Source organism: Acinetobacter sp. P1(2023) (assembly GCF_028367635.1).
GTDB lineage: Bacteria > Pseudomonadota > Gammaproteobacteria > Pseudomonadales > Moraxellaceae > Acinetobacter > Acinetobacter pittii_E.
Genome location: NZ_JAQNDD010000010.1, coordinates 94049 through 112305 on the forward strand (window position 1 = coordinate 94049; position 18257 = coordinate 112305).

16 protein-coding genes are annotated in these 18257 nt (G+C 40.2%); 8 read left to right on the plus strand and 8 right to left on the minus strand.

The window, feature by feature from the left end; all coding sequences use genetic code 11:
• Positions 1–90: 90 nt before the first annotated feature.
• Positions 91–732, minus strand: coding sequence for a PAQR family membrane homeostasis protein TrhA (gene trhA, locus POD11_RS14550; RefSeq protein WP_262457657.1), 642 nt, complete (start codon positions 730–732; stop codon positions 91–93).
• A 127-nt stretch (positions 733–859) separates the two neighbouring features.
• Between trhA and POD11_RS14555 the strand changes: the two genes are divergently transcribed.
• The gene (locus POD11_RS14555) at positions 860–2071 is read left to right on the plus strand and encodes a class I SAM-dependent methyltransferase (RefSeq protein WP_262457658.1); all 1212 of its coding nucleotides are present in this window, start codon (positions 860–862) and stop codon (positions 2069–2071) included.
• Between the two features lie 12 nt (positions 2072–2083).
• The gene (locus tag POD11_RS14560) at positions 2084–2503 is read left to right on the plus strand and encodes a GNAT family N-acetyltransferase (protein ID WP_239975428.1); all 420 of its coding nucleotides are present in this window, start codon (positions 2084–2086) and stop codon (positions 2501–2503) included.
• A gap of 29 nt (positions 2504–2532) precedes the next feature.
• On the opposite strand, the gene POD11_RS14565 is transcribed toward POD11_RS14560, so the two are convergent.
• The 5 genes from POD11_RS14565 to POD11_RS14585 form a co-directional block, all read right to left on the minus strand.
• Positions 2533–3393 carry a patatin-like phospholipase family protein gene (locus POD11_RS14565; RefSeq protein WP_262457659.1) on the minus strand — a complete coding sequence of 287 codons (861 nt, stop codon included), beginning with the start codon at positions 3391–3393 and terminating at the stop codon, positions 2533–2535.
• A gap of 15 nt (positions 3394–3408) precedes the next feature.
• Entirely contained in the window at positions 3409–3666 is a 258-nt protein-coding gene (locus POD11_RS14570) for a hypothetical protein (protein WP_001280981.1), read from the minus strand.
• A 163-nt stretch (positions 3667–3829) separates the two neighbouring features.
• The gene (locus POD11_RS14575) at positions 3830–5965 is read right to left on the minus strand and encodes a 3-hydroxyacyl-CoA dehydrogenase NAD-binding domain-containing protein (RefSeq protein WP_262457660.1); all 2136 of its coding nucleotides are present in this window, start codon (positions 5963–5965) and stop codon (positions 3830–3832) included.
• A gap of 18 nt (positions 5966–5983) precedes the next feature.
• Positions 5984–7189, minus strand: a complete 1206-nt coding sequence (locus tag POD11_RS14580; RefSeq protein ID WP_262457661.1) for an acetyl-CoA C-acetyltransferase — start codon at positions 7187–7189, stop codon at positions 5984–5986.
• A 169-nt stretch (positions 7190–7358) separates the two neighbouring features.
• A complete protein-coding gene (locus tag POD11_RS14585) occupies positions 7359–8369 on the minus strand; it encodes an AraC family transcriptional regulator (protein WP_002116561.1) in 1011 nt (336 codons plus the stop codon).
• Between the two features lie 210 nt (positions 8370–8579).
• Here POD11_RS14585 and POD11_RS14590 point away from each other — a divergent pair, with 210 nt between their 5' ends.
• From POD11_RS14590 to POD11_RS14615, 6 genes are all read left to right on the plus strand, one after another.
• The gene (locus tag POD11_RS14590; protein WP_016143098.1) at positions 8580–9698 is read left to right on the plus strand and encodes a CaiB/BaiF CoA transferase family protein; all 1119 of its coding nucleotides are present in this window, start codon (positions 8580–8582) and stop codon (positions 9696–9698) included.
• 155 nt (positions 9699–9853) lie between these two features.
• Positions 9854–11086: a carbohydrate porin gene (locus POD11_RS14595; protein WP_080612991.1), complete on the plus strand. Its 1233-nt coding sequence runs from the start codon at positions 9854–9856 to the stop codon at positions 11084–11086.
• A 177-nt stretch (positions 11087–11263) separates the two neighbouring features.
• On the plus strand, positions 11264–13669 hold the full coding sequence (locus tag POD11_RS14600; RefSeq protein WP_262457662.1) for a glucose/quinate/shikimate family membrane-bound PQQ-dependent dehydrogenase: 2406 nt from the start codon (positions 11264–11266) through the stop codon (positions 13667–13669).
• A 165-nt stretch (positions 13670–13834) separates the two neighbouring features.
• The gene (locus tag POD11_RS14605; protein ID WP_016143101.1) at positions 13835–15478 is read left to right on the plus strand and encodes a nitrite/sulfite reductase; all 1644 of its coding nucleotides are present in this window, start codon (positions 13835–13837) and stop codon (positions 15476–15478) included.
• A complete protein-coding gene (locus tag POD11_RS14610) occupies positions 15471–15956 on the plus strand; it encodes a DUF934 domain-containing protein (RefSeq protein WP_016143102.1) in 486 nt (161 codons plus the stop codon). Before POD11_RS14605 ends, POD11_RS14610 begins: the two co-directional genes overlap by 8 nt.
• 81 nt (positions 15957–16037) lie before the next feature.
• A complete protein-coding gene (locus POD11_RS14615) occupies positions 16038–16391 on the plus strand; it encodes a DMT family transporter (protein ID WP_016143103.1) in 354 nt (117 codons plus the stop codon).
• 51 nt (positions 16392–16442) lie between these two features.
• Here POD11_RS14615 and POD11_RS14620 read toward each other — a convergent pair whose 3' ends face one another.
• Together POD11_RS14620 and POD11_RS14625 are read right to left on the minus strand one after the other, a co-directional pair.
• Entirely contained in the window at positions 16443–16886 is a 444-nt protein-coding gene (locus POD11_RS14620; protein WP_016143436.1) for a VOC family protein, read from the minus strand.
• Between the two features lie 131 nt (positions 16887–17017).
• The gene (locus tag POD11_RS14625; protein ID WP_262457663.1) at positions 17018–18193 is read right to left on the minus strand and encodes a thiolase family protein; all 1176 of its coding nucleotides are present in this window, start codon (positions 18191–18193) and stop codon (positions 17018–17020) included.
• Between the last annotated feature and the right edge of the window lie 64 nt (positions 18194–18257).

Here is an 18257-nt window from a genome sequence, read left to right on the forward strand (position 1 = left end):
CTTTTTAAAGACATATTTTTCTCAAAGAATAGCGTGAAAGAACATCATCCATGACTCTTTCAGGATCACTGAATATGAGTGAAAAATGGATTAAACTATGTACCAATAGATGGCAAGAAAATGTGCCCCTGCACCTAAAAGCACAAAAATATGCCAGATCGCATGGGTATATCTTACCTTTTTTAACGCGTAAAACAATGCTCCAACCGTATAAGCTAATCCGCCAATGATTAAGAAAATCAATGCATCTTTGCTTAAATAAGTACGCATATCATCCATAACAAAAACAGCAAGCCACCCCATAAGAATATAAGCAAGTAAAGAAATTTTCTGAAAGCGATGAATGAAAACTAACTTGAAAAGTGTACCAATTGCAGCAATGCTCCAAAGTGCAATAAGCAAAATATGAGCTTTTTGTGTAGGAATCGCGATGCTCAAGAACGGGGTATAGGTACCGGCAATTAAATAGTAAATGGCTGTATGGTCGAGTTTTTTATACCAGTAGCGCAGGTTTTGGGTTTGAGCAAAATGATAGAGTGTCGAGCTGGTAAAAACTAAAATAAGACTAAATGAATATACCCATAAACCCACCCACTGAGCAGTGGAAAGATAAGATCCTTTTATAATTAAAAAGATAGAAGCTACGACTGCCATAACAACACCAGCGCCATGACTATAAGCATTAAATAGTTCTTCTTTTGGATCGTAAGTTTCCAACACAGATTTACTCATAACTTTAATTTTTTTGATTAAAAATACAAATGTATAGAAATACAAAACAGTCGTAAAGTTATTTTATTTTTAATCCTAGACCCTTTAAACTTCTATTTTATATGAGTCTTCATTTTTAGGTATATCCGTGTCGGTTTTCTCCTTTGAGCAAGAACAGCAATTTTTTCATGAAATCAAGCAAATGCTTGACCAACAAGCTTTTGAGCGATTGATCTTGAGCCAATATAAGGGAGAGTTGGCGCAGCTGGAAAAAATTACTTTCCGTATTGTAGAGCTACATGGACAAAAACAGCTTTCAGCTTTATATCACTATACCACCCAAGATGTGACTAAAAACTATTCATTTGAAGAAGGCTTGCAACAGATTGAGCAATTAATCACTCAGTGTAAGCAAGCAAACTTATTTTCGACTACTCAAGAAATTCAACTTAAAAAAAATAAGAAAAAAGCCATATTGAATATGGGTAAAAAGCAGGCGGTAAATGCGACACAAACGGTTCAGTCACATGACCGTGAAAAGCAGCGCTATGTACAGCAGGGGAATGCATTTTTAAAAGAGCTGGGTATTACTGATGAAAAAGCTCAAGTCATTCCAAGCATGGCTCGTAAATGGAAACAGATTAATAAATTTATCGAAATTTTTGCGAGTGCTTATGAACAGATTGATGCATCTCAACAAGAGTTACGCATTGTCGATTTTGGTTCAGGGAAAGGTTATTTAACTTTTGCTTTGTATGATTATCTGCAACAACAACAGAAAACACCCCTCATTACGGGTGTAGAGCTGCGTCGTAATTTGGTGGAGTTTTGCCAAAGTGTTGCAGACAAAGTGCATTTTAACCATTTAGACTTTTTTGAAGGTGATGTACGCAGTTATCAACCGGAAAAGCTAGACGTCATGATTGCTTTACACGCTTGTGATATTGCGACTGATTTTGCTATTCATACTGGAATTCGTTTAAACGCTTCGATGATTATGTGCGCACCATGTTGTCACAAAGAGTTGCGCCCACAATTACATAGCCCAGAAGTTTTACAGCCAATGCTACAGTTTGGTATTCATGCTGGGCAACAAGCCGAGATGCTGACCGACACTTTACGTGCGTTACTTTTAAAAGCGTATGGCTATGAAACCAAAGTGTTTGAGTTTGTATCGCTTGAACATACCAGTAAAAACAAAATGATTTTGGCAACAAAGCGTAAAAATGTTTCACAACCTGATGCCAAGATTATGGCTCAAATCCAAGCATTGAAAGAAATGTATGGAATTAAGAAACACTCACTAGAATTGCTGTTACAAGATCAGTTACCAATCGAAAATATTGGCTGCAAGTGCTAGGACGGTGAGCGGATGTATAAAATTATAGAGAGTGGTTGGGAACAACTTGAAAAAGATGCGAAATACATCCGTGAGCAAGTCTTTATTCAAGAACAGGGAATTGCACCTGAAGATGAATGGGATGACTTGGATGCCATAGTTTTGCATTTTATTGTCTATGACAAAGAACAGCCTATCGCTACAGCACGTCTATTACCGCAGCATAGCGTAGGGCGTGTTGCTGTTTTAATGCCTTATCGAAAGCAGGGTATAGGTAAAATTTTAATGCAGCATATTATTGAATATGCGCGTCATCATAAATTGCCTTACTTAAAGCTTTCGGCGCAAACCTATGTGACCGCTTTTTACGAAGCTTTAGGCTTTAAAGTACAAGGCGAGGTTTACCAAGACTGCGGCATTCCACATATTGATATGGTTTTAGAATTAAATTGAGACTTCTTTTTAGAAATCTCAATTTTAATTTATTTCATTGCATTCCAACTTTCGATGGCTTGTAAGCCAGTCTCTAAACCAACTTCATAACTGTAGCGAAGCTTTTTCGGATTGGTCGTTAAACGGCCAGCCATATTTTTAAGTGGCGGTGGACACACTTCTAAAATTTGTTGATCTGGATTTTCACCACGAACAAAATCTACTGAAGCGTTATAACGAGCACAGCGGCTACGCAAACTATTTGCAAAACCATAATGATGTTTAAAAGCATATTTTGCGAGGAGTTGATCACCTCGACTACTTGCCTTGAAGTAGTTTTTCGGGCGAGTGCGTAAAACTAACAGTTTTTTGACGCCACTTTGCTGAGCCGTCCAGCGAACGGGTAAAGCATCTGCAACACCACCATCAAAATATGGTTCACCCATAATATCAACAGGATGACGCGTTAAAACAGGAATTGAGCTAGAAGCACGAAGTGCATTGAGTAAATTATCTTTACCTGCACGAAGATATTCCGCATGACCCGTTTTGGCATGGGTCAATACCATATAAAAATCTGGATTTTTGGCAAAAAGACTTTGTTGATCAAGTGGGTGCTCTTGCTCACCAATTTCCCACATCCATTTTAAATCAAGTAAATCGCCGCCTTTAAAAAAGCGTTTGTAATCGATGAATTCTGGACGGAGTGAATGATCAATATAAAAGGTTAGCGTGCGGCCTTGCTGGCCTGCTAAGTAGTTGGCGACATTGGTTGAGCCAGATGATACACCAACATATAAATCGAAAGGGTTGAACTGTTGTTGTAAAAACGCGTCAAGTACACCACTGGTAAAGGCACCGCGCATGCCTCCACCTTCTACAACCAGTGCATTACGGGAAAAATCTGTCATTTGAAAAATATCTAATTACTGAGTTGATTGCTTGTGTTCTTGCATATCCATTTCAGGCATATTGTCACTATGTTGAGCGTGTTGCTCAGTAGAGTGTTCAGCCTTTTGCTGCATTTGCTCTTGTTGAGCTTTACGCTGTGCACCTGGCATATAGTCAGGTTCATTACTCATCGCTAAATAGAAAAAACCAAGGAAAATCGCACTTAAGACACCAACGATCAGAACAAATTTCCAGCCTAAAATTGCTGACTCGGAAGAATTTTTATCGGACATAAGGATTTCTCGAATGTGCTGTAGAAGCACAAAAATGAAGTCTATTTATAGCATATTTAGGTGGGGGCTGAAATCTTAAAGGTTATAAAGAAAAACCCATATAAATAAAATATATTTATATGGGTAAGGTTTATGCAGTTTTTGAATATTCAGTACGTCTAAGTTATTGAATATTATGTTTCTGCTCAGCTTTGGCTTTTAGTAAGGCAGGTGGGGTAAAACGTTCACCATATTTTGCAGCCAATTCTTCGGCACGTTTTTGTGCTTTATCAGTACCATACTGATTTAGGAATTGAATTGCTCCTCCCGTCCAAGGTGCATAACCAATTCCAAAAATAGAACCGACATTGGCATCAATTACAGACTCTAATACACCTTCTTCATAACAACGTAAGGTATCCAGCGCTTGTACAAACAGAATGCGATCAATCATATCTTGTTCAGAAATGTCATGATCTTTTTTCCAGCGGTTTAAGCCTTCCCAAAGGTGCTTTTTGCCATTTTCAGGATAGTCATAGAAACCAGCACCAGCAGCTTTACCTTTACGGTTTAATTCATGAATCATGGTGTGAACCACTTCATCTACAGAAGTTTTCGGTAAATCTTTTCCTTCGGCTTGTAGGGCTTTACGTGCTTCACTGGCAACATGCTCAGTTAAGGTTAAAGATACTTCATCTTGAATCGCAAGTGGTCCAACTGGCATACCTGCTTTCAGTGCAGCCATTTCAATGCGCGCTGGATGGACGCCTTCGGCAAGCAAGCGCATGCCTTCTTGAATAAAAGTACCAAACACACGACTTGTAAAGAAACCTCGGCTGTCATTAACGACAATTGGTGTTTTTCCAATTTGTTGTACAAAGTCGTAGGCTTTAGCAAGTGTCTCTGCGGAGGTATTTTTACCTTTAATAATTTCGACCAACTGCATTTTGTCGACAGGGCTAAAGAAGTGGAGACCGATAAACGCTTTATCATCCTTACTTGCTTGAGCTAAACCTGTAATTGGTAGGGTTGAGGTGTTGGAAGCCATTACGCCATTCGCAGCTAAGTATTGTTCAGCTTCTTGAGTAACTTTCGCTTTGAGCTCTTGGTTTTCAAATACCGCTTCAATAATTAAATCACAGCCTTGTAGATCTGCTGCTGAAGCAGTAGCTGTGATGAGCGATAAAACCTGATCACGTTTTTCTGCGGTCATGCGGCCTTGTGAAACACGTTTATCTAAGAGTTTTTGTGAGTAAGCTTTGCCTTTCTCAGCATTTTCAACTGATACATCTTTAAGTACAACAGGAATGCCTTTAATTGCGGTTGAATAAGCAATGCCCGCACCCATCATGCCTGCACCCAATACACCCACTTTAGTGGCTTGCCATTTTGCAACGTCGGCAGGGCGGCTTGCACCAGACTTAATTGCATTTAAACCATGCCAGAAAGTGCCGATCATATTTTTAGAGATTTGGCCTGTTGCTAGTTGAGTAAAGTAGCGAGACTCAATACGCAAGGCGGTATCGACATCGACTTGAGCACCTTCAACTGCGGCAGCCATAATCGCTTCAGGAGCAGGGTAGCAGCCTTTGGTTTTGTCTTTTAACATGGCTGGTGCAATGGCAAGAACTTGTGCAACTGCTGGAGTTTTTGGATCGCCACCCGGAATTTTATAACCCTTTACATCAAAAGGCTGCTGAGATTTTGGATTGGCCTTGATCCAAGCAATTGCCTTATCTAACAGCTCTTGTTCATTTTCAGCTGTGTCATGGATTAAACCTAAAGATTTTGCTTTATCAATACCGAACTGTTTGCCTTCCATTAAAAATGGGAACGCATTTTGAAGCCCAAGCAGACGTACCATACGCACAATACCGCCGCCGCCTGGTAACAAACCTAAAGTGACTTCTGGTAGGCCAAATTTGCTTTTCAGGTCATTGATTGCAATACGGTGATGGCAACTTAATGCGATTTCCCAACCGCCGCCAAGTGCTGTGCCATTTAATGCTGCAACAACTGGAATCCCTAGCGTTTCAATTGTACGTAAATGACCTTTTAGCTTTTCAACCATATTAAAAAAGTCAGTCGCATGTTCCGGCTGAACTTGAATCAGCTCATCTAGGTCACCGCCTGCAAAGAAAGTTTTTTTAGCTGAACGGAAAATAACACCTGAAAGTTCTGTTTCTGCTTTAAGTTTCTGAGTCGCTTCATCGAGCGAGTCACGGAACTCGGCATTCATGGTGTTTGCAGATTGACCTGTTGAATCAAGCGTTAAAATGACAATATTGTCGGCATTTTTTTCGTATTGAATTGCACTCATCTTTTATATCCCTAATTTTTATACGCGTTCAATAATGGTGGCAATACCCATTCCACCGCCCACACAGAGCGTTGCTAAACCGCGCTTTTTATCTTGTCGTTCAAGCTCATCAAGTAGTGTGCCTAAAATCATGGCACCTGTTGCTCCTAATGGATGGCCTAAAGCAATCGCGCCGCCATTTACGTTGACTTTTTCAACAGGAACGTTGAGCTCATTAATAAAACGCATAACAACCGCCGCAAATGCTTCGTTGACTTCAAATAGGTCAATATCATCGATCGTGAGGCCAGCTTTTTCTAAAGCTTTACGTGCGGCAGGAGCAGGTCCTGTTAGCATGATAGTTGGGTCAGTACCGACTAGGGCAGTCGCCAAAACTTTAGCGCGCGGTTTTAAATTTTGTTCTTTTACCGCTTTTTCAGAAGCCAATAAAACTACAGCTGCTCCATCGACAATGCCTGATGAGTTACCTGCGTGATGAACATGATTGATTTTTTGTGCTTCAGGATATTTTTGTAAAGCCACTGCATCAAAGCCCATTTGCCCCATCATTTCAAAACTTGGGTTGAGCTTCGTTAAACCTTCGAGTGTGGTGTTGCCTTTAATAAATTCATCTTTATCTAAAATCACCACGCCGGCGTGATCTTTTACTGGCACAACTGAGTGATTGAAATAACCATTTGATTGAGCCGCTGCCGCTTTTTGTTGTGACTTCACAGCAAAATTATCGATATCTTCACGGCTATAGCCATCTAAGGTTGCAATGAGGTCGGCCCCAATGCCTTGTGGAACAAATGATGACTTAAGGTTTGTTTCTGGGTCTAAAGCCCAAGGCCCACCATCAGAACCCATTGGAATGCGTGACATTGATTCAACGCCACCAGCAACCACTAAATCTTCCCAACCAGAGCGGACTTTCATTGCTGCCATGTTGACTGCTTCTAAACCTGATGCACAAAAACGATTGATTTGCACCCCAGCAACATCATCGTTCCAACCTGCTGCAATCGCTGCTGTTTTAGCAATATCACCACCTTGGTCGCCAATTGGTGTTACACAGCCTAAAACAATATCGTCAACTTTAGATGTATCAAGTTGATGGCGCTGCTGTAATTCATTTAATAAGGTGGTCAGTAATGTGATTGGTTTTACTTCATAAAGAGAGCCATCTTTTTTTCCTTTTCCGCGTGGGGTGCGAATGGCATCAATAATATAAGCCTCGCTCATAGCAGTTCCTTTTTTATTACTTAAACTTTGTTGTGTTTTGAGTGTACTGGTTTTAATAGCGAGTGCAATGACGATAAGCGCACCCATCAGGTGATGATTTTTGCCAATAGAAATACAAAAAAGCCCAAGTTGAACTTGGGCTAAATGTAAAGCTAAATAGATTTAAGTATTAATGGTAACCGTGTAGTTGACGATATAAGCCCGGAGTTACTCCCGTCCATTTTTTAAATGCACGGTGGAACGTACTGGTTTCACTAAAACCGACTTGTTGAGCAACATCTTCAAGTGTTAATTCAGGGTTGAGTAATAAATGAATTGCAGCATCTCGACGTAAGGCGTCTTTTACGCCTTGATAGCTTTTACCTTCGGCAGCCAAGCGACGACGTAAGGTTTGAGGAGATAAATACAACATTGATGCAACGTCATTAAGCGTTGGCATTTCTTCACCAATCTGGCTTTTGAGTACTTCACGAATACGAGAAGTTAGCGAGTTGGTATTTTTGAATTTTACTAAAAGCTGAGCAGGTGCTGCTTTTAAGAACTCTTCCAGCGTTTTTTCATCTTGACGGATTGGCAAATCAAGATAATCAGCTGCAAAGGTTATTTCAGTACGCGGTGCATCAAACTGCATGACTGGTGCAAAAAATAATGCGTCATATTCATCTGCATGTGCAGGGCGTGGATAGCTAAAATGAACACGCTCTAATGGCAAACGGCGTTCAATGAGCCATGATGCTAGACCGTGCCAAATCATAAGCATACTTTCGGTAATGAAATGATCTGGATCTAAAGTTTTTGGAATGAGAGGAACGAGACGTGCTTCGTGTTTGTCACGTTCTAGTGTTACCGACCATTCATCGCCAAATAATTTATAAAATTGAGATGATAGTTCAAGGGCTTGACCTAATGTTTTTGCGTGAATAATCAACTGACACATAATGGCAAAAGTGCCCAGACGACGTGGTTGTACGTCAAATCCAACGTGTTCATCCTGTGTGACCATCCACAACATTTTTATAAAACGAGTGTATTGTTCTGGTGAGATTCGAGCTTTAGGTTGACGTAATAATTCTGCTTCAATACCCACATGTGAAAGGAGCATTTCAACATCCATGCCAAGGCGTTTTACGCCTGTCAAAGCCGCATTCACGAAGTGGATGCTAATCGTATCGCGACTCATATTGAATCCTTCAGTCTCTTTGATGTTCACTTTAAATTGACCTAAATGACCGTCTAAAAAAATAAATTGGCGATTTACAACAGAGTAAAAGCACTTTTTACATGTTAAATTGCCGAAATGATCAAGGTAAATGGCTGAACATGACATTGTTTTACTATATTTGCTTAACTAATATAAAAGAAAATTCGAATAATAGTGGTTAAAAATACGATGACGACAGCATTAAATGGACTTAAAGTTCTCGATTTCTCGACGCTCTTACCAGGACCTTTTGCAACAATGTATCTGGCCGATATGGGAGCCGAAGTCATCCATATCGAATCTCCATCACGTCCTGATTTAATCCGAATCATGCCGCCATATGCAAATGGTCAAGCAACGGCACATAGTTATCTAAACCGAAATAAACAGTCGATTGTTCTGGATTTAAAGGATAAGACGAGTATTGATCTGATTAAAGCCAAAATTTCTGAGTTTGATATTGTTATAGAGCAGTTCCGACCAGATGTCATGCGCCGTCTCGGATTAGACTATGCGACACTTGCCGAAATTAACCCGCGTCTCATTTATTGTTCAATTACAGGATACGGACAAACAGGAAGCTATAAAGACAGAGCTGGGCATGACATAAACTATTTAGCTTTAGCTGGTATTGCTGGATATAGTGGTCGACAAGACAGCGGTCCGCCTCCGCTCGGTATACAAGTTGCAGATATTGCGGGTGGTTCACTTCATGCGGTCATTGCGATCTTGGCTGCGGTCGTCGAACGCGGACGTAGTGGAATGGGGCAATATATTGATATTTCTATGACTGATTGTGTTGCTAGCCTCAATAGTATGGCCGCATCCGCTACACTTGCGGCACAAGTTGAACAGGCTCCTGAGCATGGCATGCTCAATGGTGGCATTTTCTATGACTATTATATGACTCAAGATGGGCGTTATCTTTCAATAGGTAGTCTTGAGCCACAGTTTATGTCTGGTTTGTCAGTAGCTCTTGATTTACCTTTATTATTACAAAAAGGTGCTTCTTTGGATGTAGAAGACAGACAGGAAGTTAAACAAGCAATTCAAGAGAAAATTAAAAGCAAAACATTTAAAGAATGGCATGAAATTTTCGCAAATCTTGATGTATGTGTAGAACCTGTTTTAAGCCTATCTGAGTCCCTAAACTCGCCTTTAGCACAAGAACGTGGATGGATTGTGGATGTACCTTTGCAAAATAATGCGACGGATACAGAACCACAATTGGCTTGTCCAATTAAGTTTTCAAGATCAAAAATGAGATATTCCTTTATTGGTCAGAAACTTGGTGAAGGACGCTGGTAAAGAGCCAAGGCCGTTTCTTATACAATGTGTATTAAAATTATTATTAGATTAATCAATCGATTAACATTTTGAATAATTTCTTTACATAAAATTAGCGTACCCTTTATAAACAAAGACATAAAAGGTATGTAAACATGAAAACACATAAATCCTTGATGGCTTCCTGTTTATCCGTTTTATCAATTACTCTTTTTATACAGCATGCACAAGCTGCTGCTGCATTCGACCCAAATAGTCCTTGGATGTTGGGTGATTGGAACGGTCAACGCACTGCGTTACAAGCACAAGGTTATGATTTTTCTTTTGGATATACCGGCGAATATGCCGGTATTTTAGATTCAAAAAATACATCTACGCATGGTAGTGCTTATACGGGGCAACTGGCATTAGGAACTCATTTTGACCTAAATAAAATTTTAGGTTGGCAAGATACTGAAGCTCAAATCACATTAACTTATCGTGATGGGCAGTCGCTTTCTGAACATTCACCAGCTTTAGCAGGGCACTTAAGCTCAGTACAAGAAGTGTGGGGGCGTGAGCAAACTTGGCGTTTAACTGATTTGTGGATTAAGAAAAAATTCATGGATCAAAAATTAGATGTTAAAGTCGGTCGTTTTGGTGAGGGTGAAGACTTTAATAGTTTTGATTGTGATTTCCAGAACTTGGCACTTTGTGGTTCGCAAGTCGGTAACTGGGTGGGCGATCAGTGGTATAACTGGCCGGTCAGCCAATGGGCAATGCGTGTTAAATATAACTTGCAGCCTGACTTATATACCCAAGTTGGTGTATATGAATACAACCCGGAAAATCTGGAGCGAGGCAAAGGTTTTAACTTAAGTACTGATGGTTCTCACGGTGCAATTATTCCTGCCGAAGTGGTTTGGTCACCTAAATTAGGTGCTCAAAGTATGGCGGGTGAATACCGTTTAGGTTATTACTACAGCACTGCTGACGCCAAAGAAATTGCAGATGAAACCAAAAACTCTCATAAACAAGGTGTGTGGGTAACTGCAAAACAAAAATTATTTCAGCCTGCTGATCAAACAGATCGCGGTTTAACAGGTTTTGTAAACCTGACTTTCCACGACTCTGACACCAACAAAATTGATAATATGCAAAATGTAGGCTTAGTCTATAAAGGTTTGCTTAATCAACGTCCTCAAGATGAGTTGGCGCTCGGTGTGGCTCGTATCCATATCAATGATGATTGGAACGATGTTCAAACTAAAGAATATGACACCGAATATAATACCGAGCTTTACTACGGTATTCATGCGACGAACTGGTTAACTATTCGTCCAAATGTGCAATATGTTCGTCATGTTGGTGCATTAAAAAATGGTGATAACACTTGGGTAGGCGGCATTAAATTCTCAACCGCATTCTAAGCGTAATTACTCCGAAAAAACGGATTGTCGAGGGCTAACTCATTGATTGAAGTATCCTGACCTTCCGTTTTTTTCTTTATGCCTGAATTTTGTTTTAGATGTATGGGTAATGTCGATTTTTAATTAGAAACTCGGCATATCTTTCCTATAAAAATGATGATTGATAAGAGGTGGTTTATGAATCAACCTACTTCAAGATCAGGTTTAACGACTTTTACCGTAATTATTATTGGGTTATTAGCGTTATTCCTGTTAATTGGAGGTATTTGGCTCGCTACATTAGGCGGTTCAATTTACTACATTATAGCTGGAGTCTTGCTCCTCATTGTTGCATGGCAACTCTACAAGCGTGCTTCTACTGCTTTGTGGGTTTATGCTGCATTAATGCTAGGAACTATTATCTGGAGTGTCTGGGAAGTTGGAACAGACTTTTGGGCGCTTGCACCACGTTTAGATATTTTAGGTATTCTTGGTTTATGGTTATTGGTTCCGGCTGTAACTCGTGGAATCAACAACCTTGGATCAAGTAAAGTTGCTTTATCTTCAACTTTAGCAATTGCAATCGTGTTGATGGTTTATTCAATCTTCAATGATCCGCAAGAAATTAATGGTGAAATTAAAACTCCTCAGCCTGAAACTGCTCAAGCCGTTCCGGGCGTTGCAGAGAGCGACTGGCCTGCTTATGGTCGTACTCAAGCTGGTGAACGTTATTCTCCATTGAAACAGATCAACGATCAAAACGTAAAAGACTTGAAAGTTGCTTGGACTTTACGTACTGGCGATCTCAAAACGGGTAATGACTCAGGCGAAACGACCAATCAGGTTACACCGATTAAAATCGGTAATAACATGTTTATCTGTACGGCTCACCAGCAATTAATTGCGATTGATCCTGCGACAGGTAAAGAAAAATGGCGCTTTGATCCGAAGCTTAAAACGGATAAATCGTTCCAGCATTTAACTTGTCGTGGTGTGATGTACTACGATGCAAACAATACAACTGAGTTTGCAAAGAGTCTCCAAAGCAAGAAATCTAGCTCTACACAATGTCCGCGTAAGGTATTTGTACCAGTGAATGATGGTCGTTTAGTGGCTGTGAATGCTGACACTGGTAAAGCATGTACTGACTTTGGTCAAAATGGTGAAGTGAACTTGCAAGAGTTTATGCCATATGCGTATCCAGGCGGTTACAACCCGACATCTCCTGGTATCGTAACTGGTTCAACAGTTGTTATTGCTGGTTCGGTAACCGATAACTACTCAAATAAAGAACCATCTGGTGTAATTCGTGGCTACGACGTTAACACTGGTAAACTTCTTTGGGTATTTGATACTGGCGCAGCAGATCCAAATGCAATGCCGGGCGAAGGTACGAATTTTGTTCATAACTCACCAAATGCGTGGGCACCTTTAGCATACGATGCGAAACTTGATATCGTTTATGTACCAACAGGTGTAGGTACACCAGACATCTGGGGTGGTGACCGTACTGAGCTGAAAGAGCGTTATGCAAACTCAATGTTAGCGATTAATGCATCTACTGGTAAATTAGTGTGGAACTTCCAGACAACCCATCATGATTTATGGGATATGGACGTACCATCACAACCATCTTTAGCTGATATTAAAAACAAAGCTGGCCAAACTGTTCCTGCAATCTATGTATTGACAAAAACAGGTAATGCCTTTGTTCTTGATCGCCGTAATGGTCAACCAATTGTTCCTGTGACTGAAAAACCAGTACCACAAACAGTTAAACGTGGACCACAAACTAAAGGTGAGTTTTACTCAAAAACTCAGCCATTCTCTGACTTGAACTTGGCGCCACAAGACAAATTGACTGATAAAGACATGTGGGGTGCTACTATGCTTGATCAGCTCATGTGTCGTGTATCTTTCAAACGTCTAAATTACGATGGTATTTACACTCCACCATCTGAAAACGGTACTTTAGTTTTCCCTGGTAACTTAGGTGTATTTGAATGGGGCGGTATGTCGGTTAACCCTGACCGTCAAGTTGCTGTAATGAACCCGATTGGTTTGCCATTCGTAAGCCGTTTAATTCCGGCTGATCCAAACCGTGAGCAAACTGCAAAAGGTGCGGGAACTGAGCAGGGCGTACAACCGATGTACGGCGTACCTTATGGTGTAGAAATTAGCGCATTCTTATCTCCGCTTGGTTTACCTTGTAAACAACCAGCTTGGGGTTATGTAGCTGGCGTTGATTTAAAAACTCATGAAGTGGTATGGAAAAAACGTATTGGTACAATCCGTGACAGCTTACCGAACTTGTTCCAGTTACCAGCTGTGAAAATTGGTGTGCCTGGTTTAGGTGGTTCAATTTCTACTGCCGGTAATGTCATGTTTGTTGGTGCAACTCAAGATAACTACTTACGTGCGTTTAACGTCACTAATGGTAAGAAACTTTGGGAAGCACGTTTACCAGCTGGTGGACAAGCAACACCAATGACTTATGAAATCAATGGTAAACAATATGTTGTCATCATGGCTGGTGGTCATGGTTCATTTGGTACGAAAATGGGCGACTATTTAGTGGCTTATGCCTTACCAGATAACAAATAAAAAGCTTTTATAGAAAGGGCCTGGATTTATCCGGGCTTTTTTATGTCGATTTGTATTAAAGCTTATCAATAAAACCGTTATTAAATATGCAAAAAAAGCATTTTATTGATGAATAAAAGCTCGCTATGCTATCCGCCTTAATAATGAATCTACTAGCCATACGCCATGTATTTATATACCGATTTCGACCAGCAGCTGGTTAATGAACGAGTTGCTCAGTTCCGTGATCAAACAGAACGCTATTTAGCTGGCAAACTTTCTGAAGACGAATATCGTCCATTACGTTTGCAAAATGGTTTATATGTGCAACGTTATGCGCCTATGCTGCGTATTGCTGTGCCGTATGGCTTAATGAATTCTAAACAATTACGTAAAGTCGCTGAAGTTTCAACTGCTTATGACCGTGGTTACGCACATGTATCTACACGTCAAAACATTCAGTTAAACTGGCCTGCGCTTGAAGATGTGCCAGACATTTTGGCGGAACTTGCAACTGTACAAATGCATGCCATTCAAACCAGTGGTAACTGTATTCGTAATACGACAACTGACCAATATGCTGGTGTGGTTGCTGGTGAAATTGCAGATCCACGTCCAACATGTGAATTGATTCGTCAGTGGAGTACATTCCACCCTGAATTTGCCTTCTTACCACGTAAGTTCAAAATTGCTGTTTCTGCACTTGAAGAAAAAGATCGTGCGGCGACTGCATTCCACGATATTGGTGTTTATATCGTACGTAATGAAGCGGGCGAGATCGGCTATAAAATTATGGCTGGTGGTGGTTTAGGCCGTACCCCAATCATTGGTAGCGTCATTCGTGAGTTTTTACCACGTGAAGATTTAATTGCTTACTTAGAAGCGGTTTTACGTGTTTATAACTTGCATGGTCGTCGTGATAATAAATATAAAGCGCGTATCAAAATTCTAGTTAAAGCATTAACGCCTGAAGTGTTTGCACAGAAAGTTGAAGCTGAATTCGAACATACACGCGAAGCATTGAAAATTCAGCCAGAAATCTTGAAAAAACTGGATGAAGAATTCACACCGTTTGATTATCAAGATTTAGAGGATGAAGACTTCACAGCTTTATTTGCTGAGCATCCAAAATTCAAACAGTGGTTCAACATCAACACGCATGCGCATAAAGTCAAGGGCTATCGAATTGTTACGATTTCTCTAAAACGTGCAGGTATCGCACCGGGTGATATGACCACTGAAGAAATGAATTTTATTGCAGATCTTGCTGATAAATATACTTTCGGTGAACTTCGTACTACTCACGAACAAAACATTGCTTTGGCTGACGTACCTCAAAAAGATTTATTCGATGTATGGCAAGCGCTTGAACAACAAAATATGGCGCGTGCACATATTGGTTTTATTACCGATATCATTAGTTGCCCGGGCGGTGATTTCTGTTCACTGGCAAATGCGAAATCAATTCCAATTGCTGAAGCCATTACACGCCGTTTCGATGACTTAGACAAAGTTTATGATCTTGGTCATTTAGATCTCAATATTTCTGGTTGTATGAATGCTTGTGGTCACCACCATGTAGGTAACATCGGTATTTTAGGTGTAGATAAGAAGGGTGCTGAATTCTACCAAATTACATTAGGTGGCAATTCAGACCATGATGCATCAATCGGTGACATCTTAGGGCCATCATTTGCAGCAGATGCTGTGCCTGATGTCATCGAAGAAGTATTGAATACTTACCTTGATCTACGTACTGAAGGTGAGCGTTTTGTTGATACATATCGCCGTGTAGGAATTCAACCATTTAAGGAGCGTGCATATGCTTAATACAGCTCTACCAGTGCTTTATAAAGATGGCACGATTGCAGATAATACTTATCAAATCATTGCTGAAGATGGTGTTGTTCCACAAGGTGATGTTGTTGTAACAACAGCTCAACTCGATCAATTGGCAAACATTCAAGGTAAAAAAGCTTTGTATGTAACTGTGAATGATTCACCAGAAGAACATACATTTCCATTAAATGAACTTGATGCAATCTTTATTGAGTTCGCAGGTTTTGGCGATGGGCGCGGTTATTCATTCGCTGCACTATTGCGTCGCCAAGGTTTCCAAGGTGAACTTCGTGCAACAGGTGATGTATTTAAGGATGTTTTAAACTACTTAAAACGTTCAGGTTTTGACAGTTTTGTGATTAAAGAAGGTAAAGATGTGCAAGAAGCAGCAGCTGGTTTGCAAGACTTTACTCGTCCATATCAAGCTTCAACAGCCGTACCGCAAGCAAGTTATCAAACTGGTGCTTAAATAGCTTTAAAATATAAAGGCTGAACTCCGGTTCAGCTTTTTTTATAAATAATTTTTATATGACTCAACTGAAGAACAATAATGTTAGGTTTAATTTCAAAAATAAATCCCGGTGCTTGGTGGCTACTCTTTGCTATTGCGACAGATGTACTCTCAACATTTTATTCTGCTAAGGGGAATGGATTAGTTAATAAAACAGCTCAGGGCATTGCTCTGGTTTTATATATTATTTCTTTTGCCTGCGCTGCTATTGCTTTGAAGTATATGCAAGCTGGAATCTTATATGTGCTTTGGTCTGGAATAGGTGTATTAGCGACGGCTTTTTTAGCAAAGATTTTTCTTGGTCAGAATATTGATATTGCAGGGTGGATAGGAATCGGCTTTATTACGGTTGGTTTAATGATTATTGCGCAATATTCCAATATCGATGTTTAAAGCCCTTATAGAAATACTAAGTATCTCTATAAGGGCTAAATATTGAAAATATTAGGTATCAAGCTGGCAGTTAACCATCCACTTTATACCGAACTGATCGGTAAATGCGCCGTACAATGCACCCCAGAATGTTTTTTCTAGAGGCATTTCAATTTGACCATTAACAGATAAAGCATCAAAAAGCTGTTTTGCTTTTTCTTGCTCATCTTTTTCAAGATTGATCGAGATGTAGTGATTATTTCCTTGGGTAAAAACGCTGTTAGGGGCACAGAATTGATCATTTGTATCTGAAGCCATAAGTACAGTGTATTCATTAATTGGTAGAGAAACATGAAGAACTAGATTTTTGTCGGCTTCCGATAATGTTACACCTTCAGGCGCGGGCATATCACCATAACGGCTCAACATGGCGAATTCACCGCCAAATACTGATTTATAAAAATTAAAGGCTTGCTCTGCCTGACCTTGGAAATTGAGATAGTGATTGAGTTGCATTGTTATTGTCCATTGTTGTTTTCGTTTAAAAAAATAAGTTAAAACTTAAAAGTGATTTTGTGGGTCATTTTTTGTAGTTTTTTCATAAAAAAAATCCCACCGAAGTGGGATTTTAAAATAATGAATTTGGATTAAATGAGTTCAATTGCAACTGCTGTTGCCTCACCACCACCAATACAGAGTGCAGCAATACCTTTTTTACCACCAGTACGTTTTAGTGCATGAATAAGGGTAAGAATAATACGAGAACCCGTAGAACCTACAGGATGACCTAGGGCACAAGCACCACCATTGATATTGACTTTTTCAGCATCAAGTTTGAAGTCATCGATTGGACACATGGTAACCATCGCAAAAGCTTCATTAATTTCCCAAAGGTCAACGTCTTGAGCATTCCACCCCGCTTTTTTAAGCACTTTTTCGATAGCACCCACAGGAGCGATCGTAAATTCTGAAGGATGCTGTGAGTTTGAAGCTGTCGCGATAATTTTTGCAAGCGGTTGTAAACCACGTTGTTTAGCAACATCACTTGAAGTTAATACTAATGCAGACGCACCATCCGAAATAGAACTCGCATTTGCCGCGGTAATTGTACCGTCTTTTGCAAAAGCTGGTTTGAGTGAAGGAATTTTGTCAATCTTTGCATTTAAAGGTTGTTCATCCTGATCAACAACGATATCACCTTTGCGACTAGGTACGGTAACTGGAACGATTTCATCTTTGAAATAGCCTTCAGTAATTGCTGTTTGAGCACGCTTCAAAGAGCGAATCGCAAAGTCATCCATTTGTTCACGTGTATAGCCACGAGTATTTGCCATATCTTGAGCAAAAGAACCCATTAAACGCCCAGTTTCAGCATCTTCAAGCCCATCAAAGAACATATGGTCTTTGATTTCACCATGGCCCATACGGTAGCCAGCTCGTGCTTTTGGTAAAACGTAAGGTGCATTTGTCATAGACTCCATGCCGCCAGCAACAACTACTTCAGCACTACCTGCTTTAATCATATCAGCAGCTTGCATGACTGCCTTCATGCCAGAACCACAAAGTTTATTAATTGTCACTGCACCCGTAGAATCTGGTAAGCCAGCTTTACGCATGGCTTGACGAGCAGGGCCTTGTTTTAAGCCTGCAGGAAGAACACACCCCATAATGACTTCTTCGACATCAGTAGGTTGTAAACCTGCTCGTGCGATTGCTTCTTTAATCGTTACAGCCCCTAACTCAGGCGCTGTAAGTCCTGATAATGATCCTTGAAAACCGCCCATGGCAGTACGAGCACCATTTACAATTACGATGTCAGTCATTGTTGTAATCTCCGATTGTTCTTAATCTCAAAATAAGAAATATTTAAAACTTAGGCAGTATATT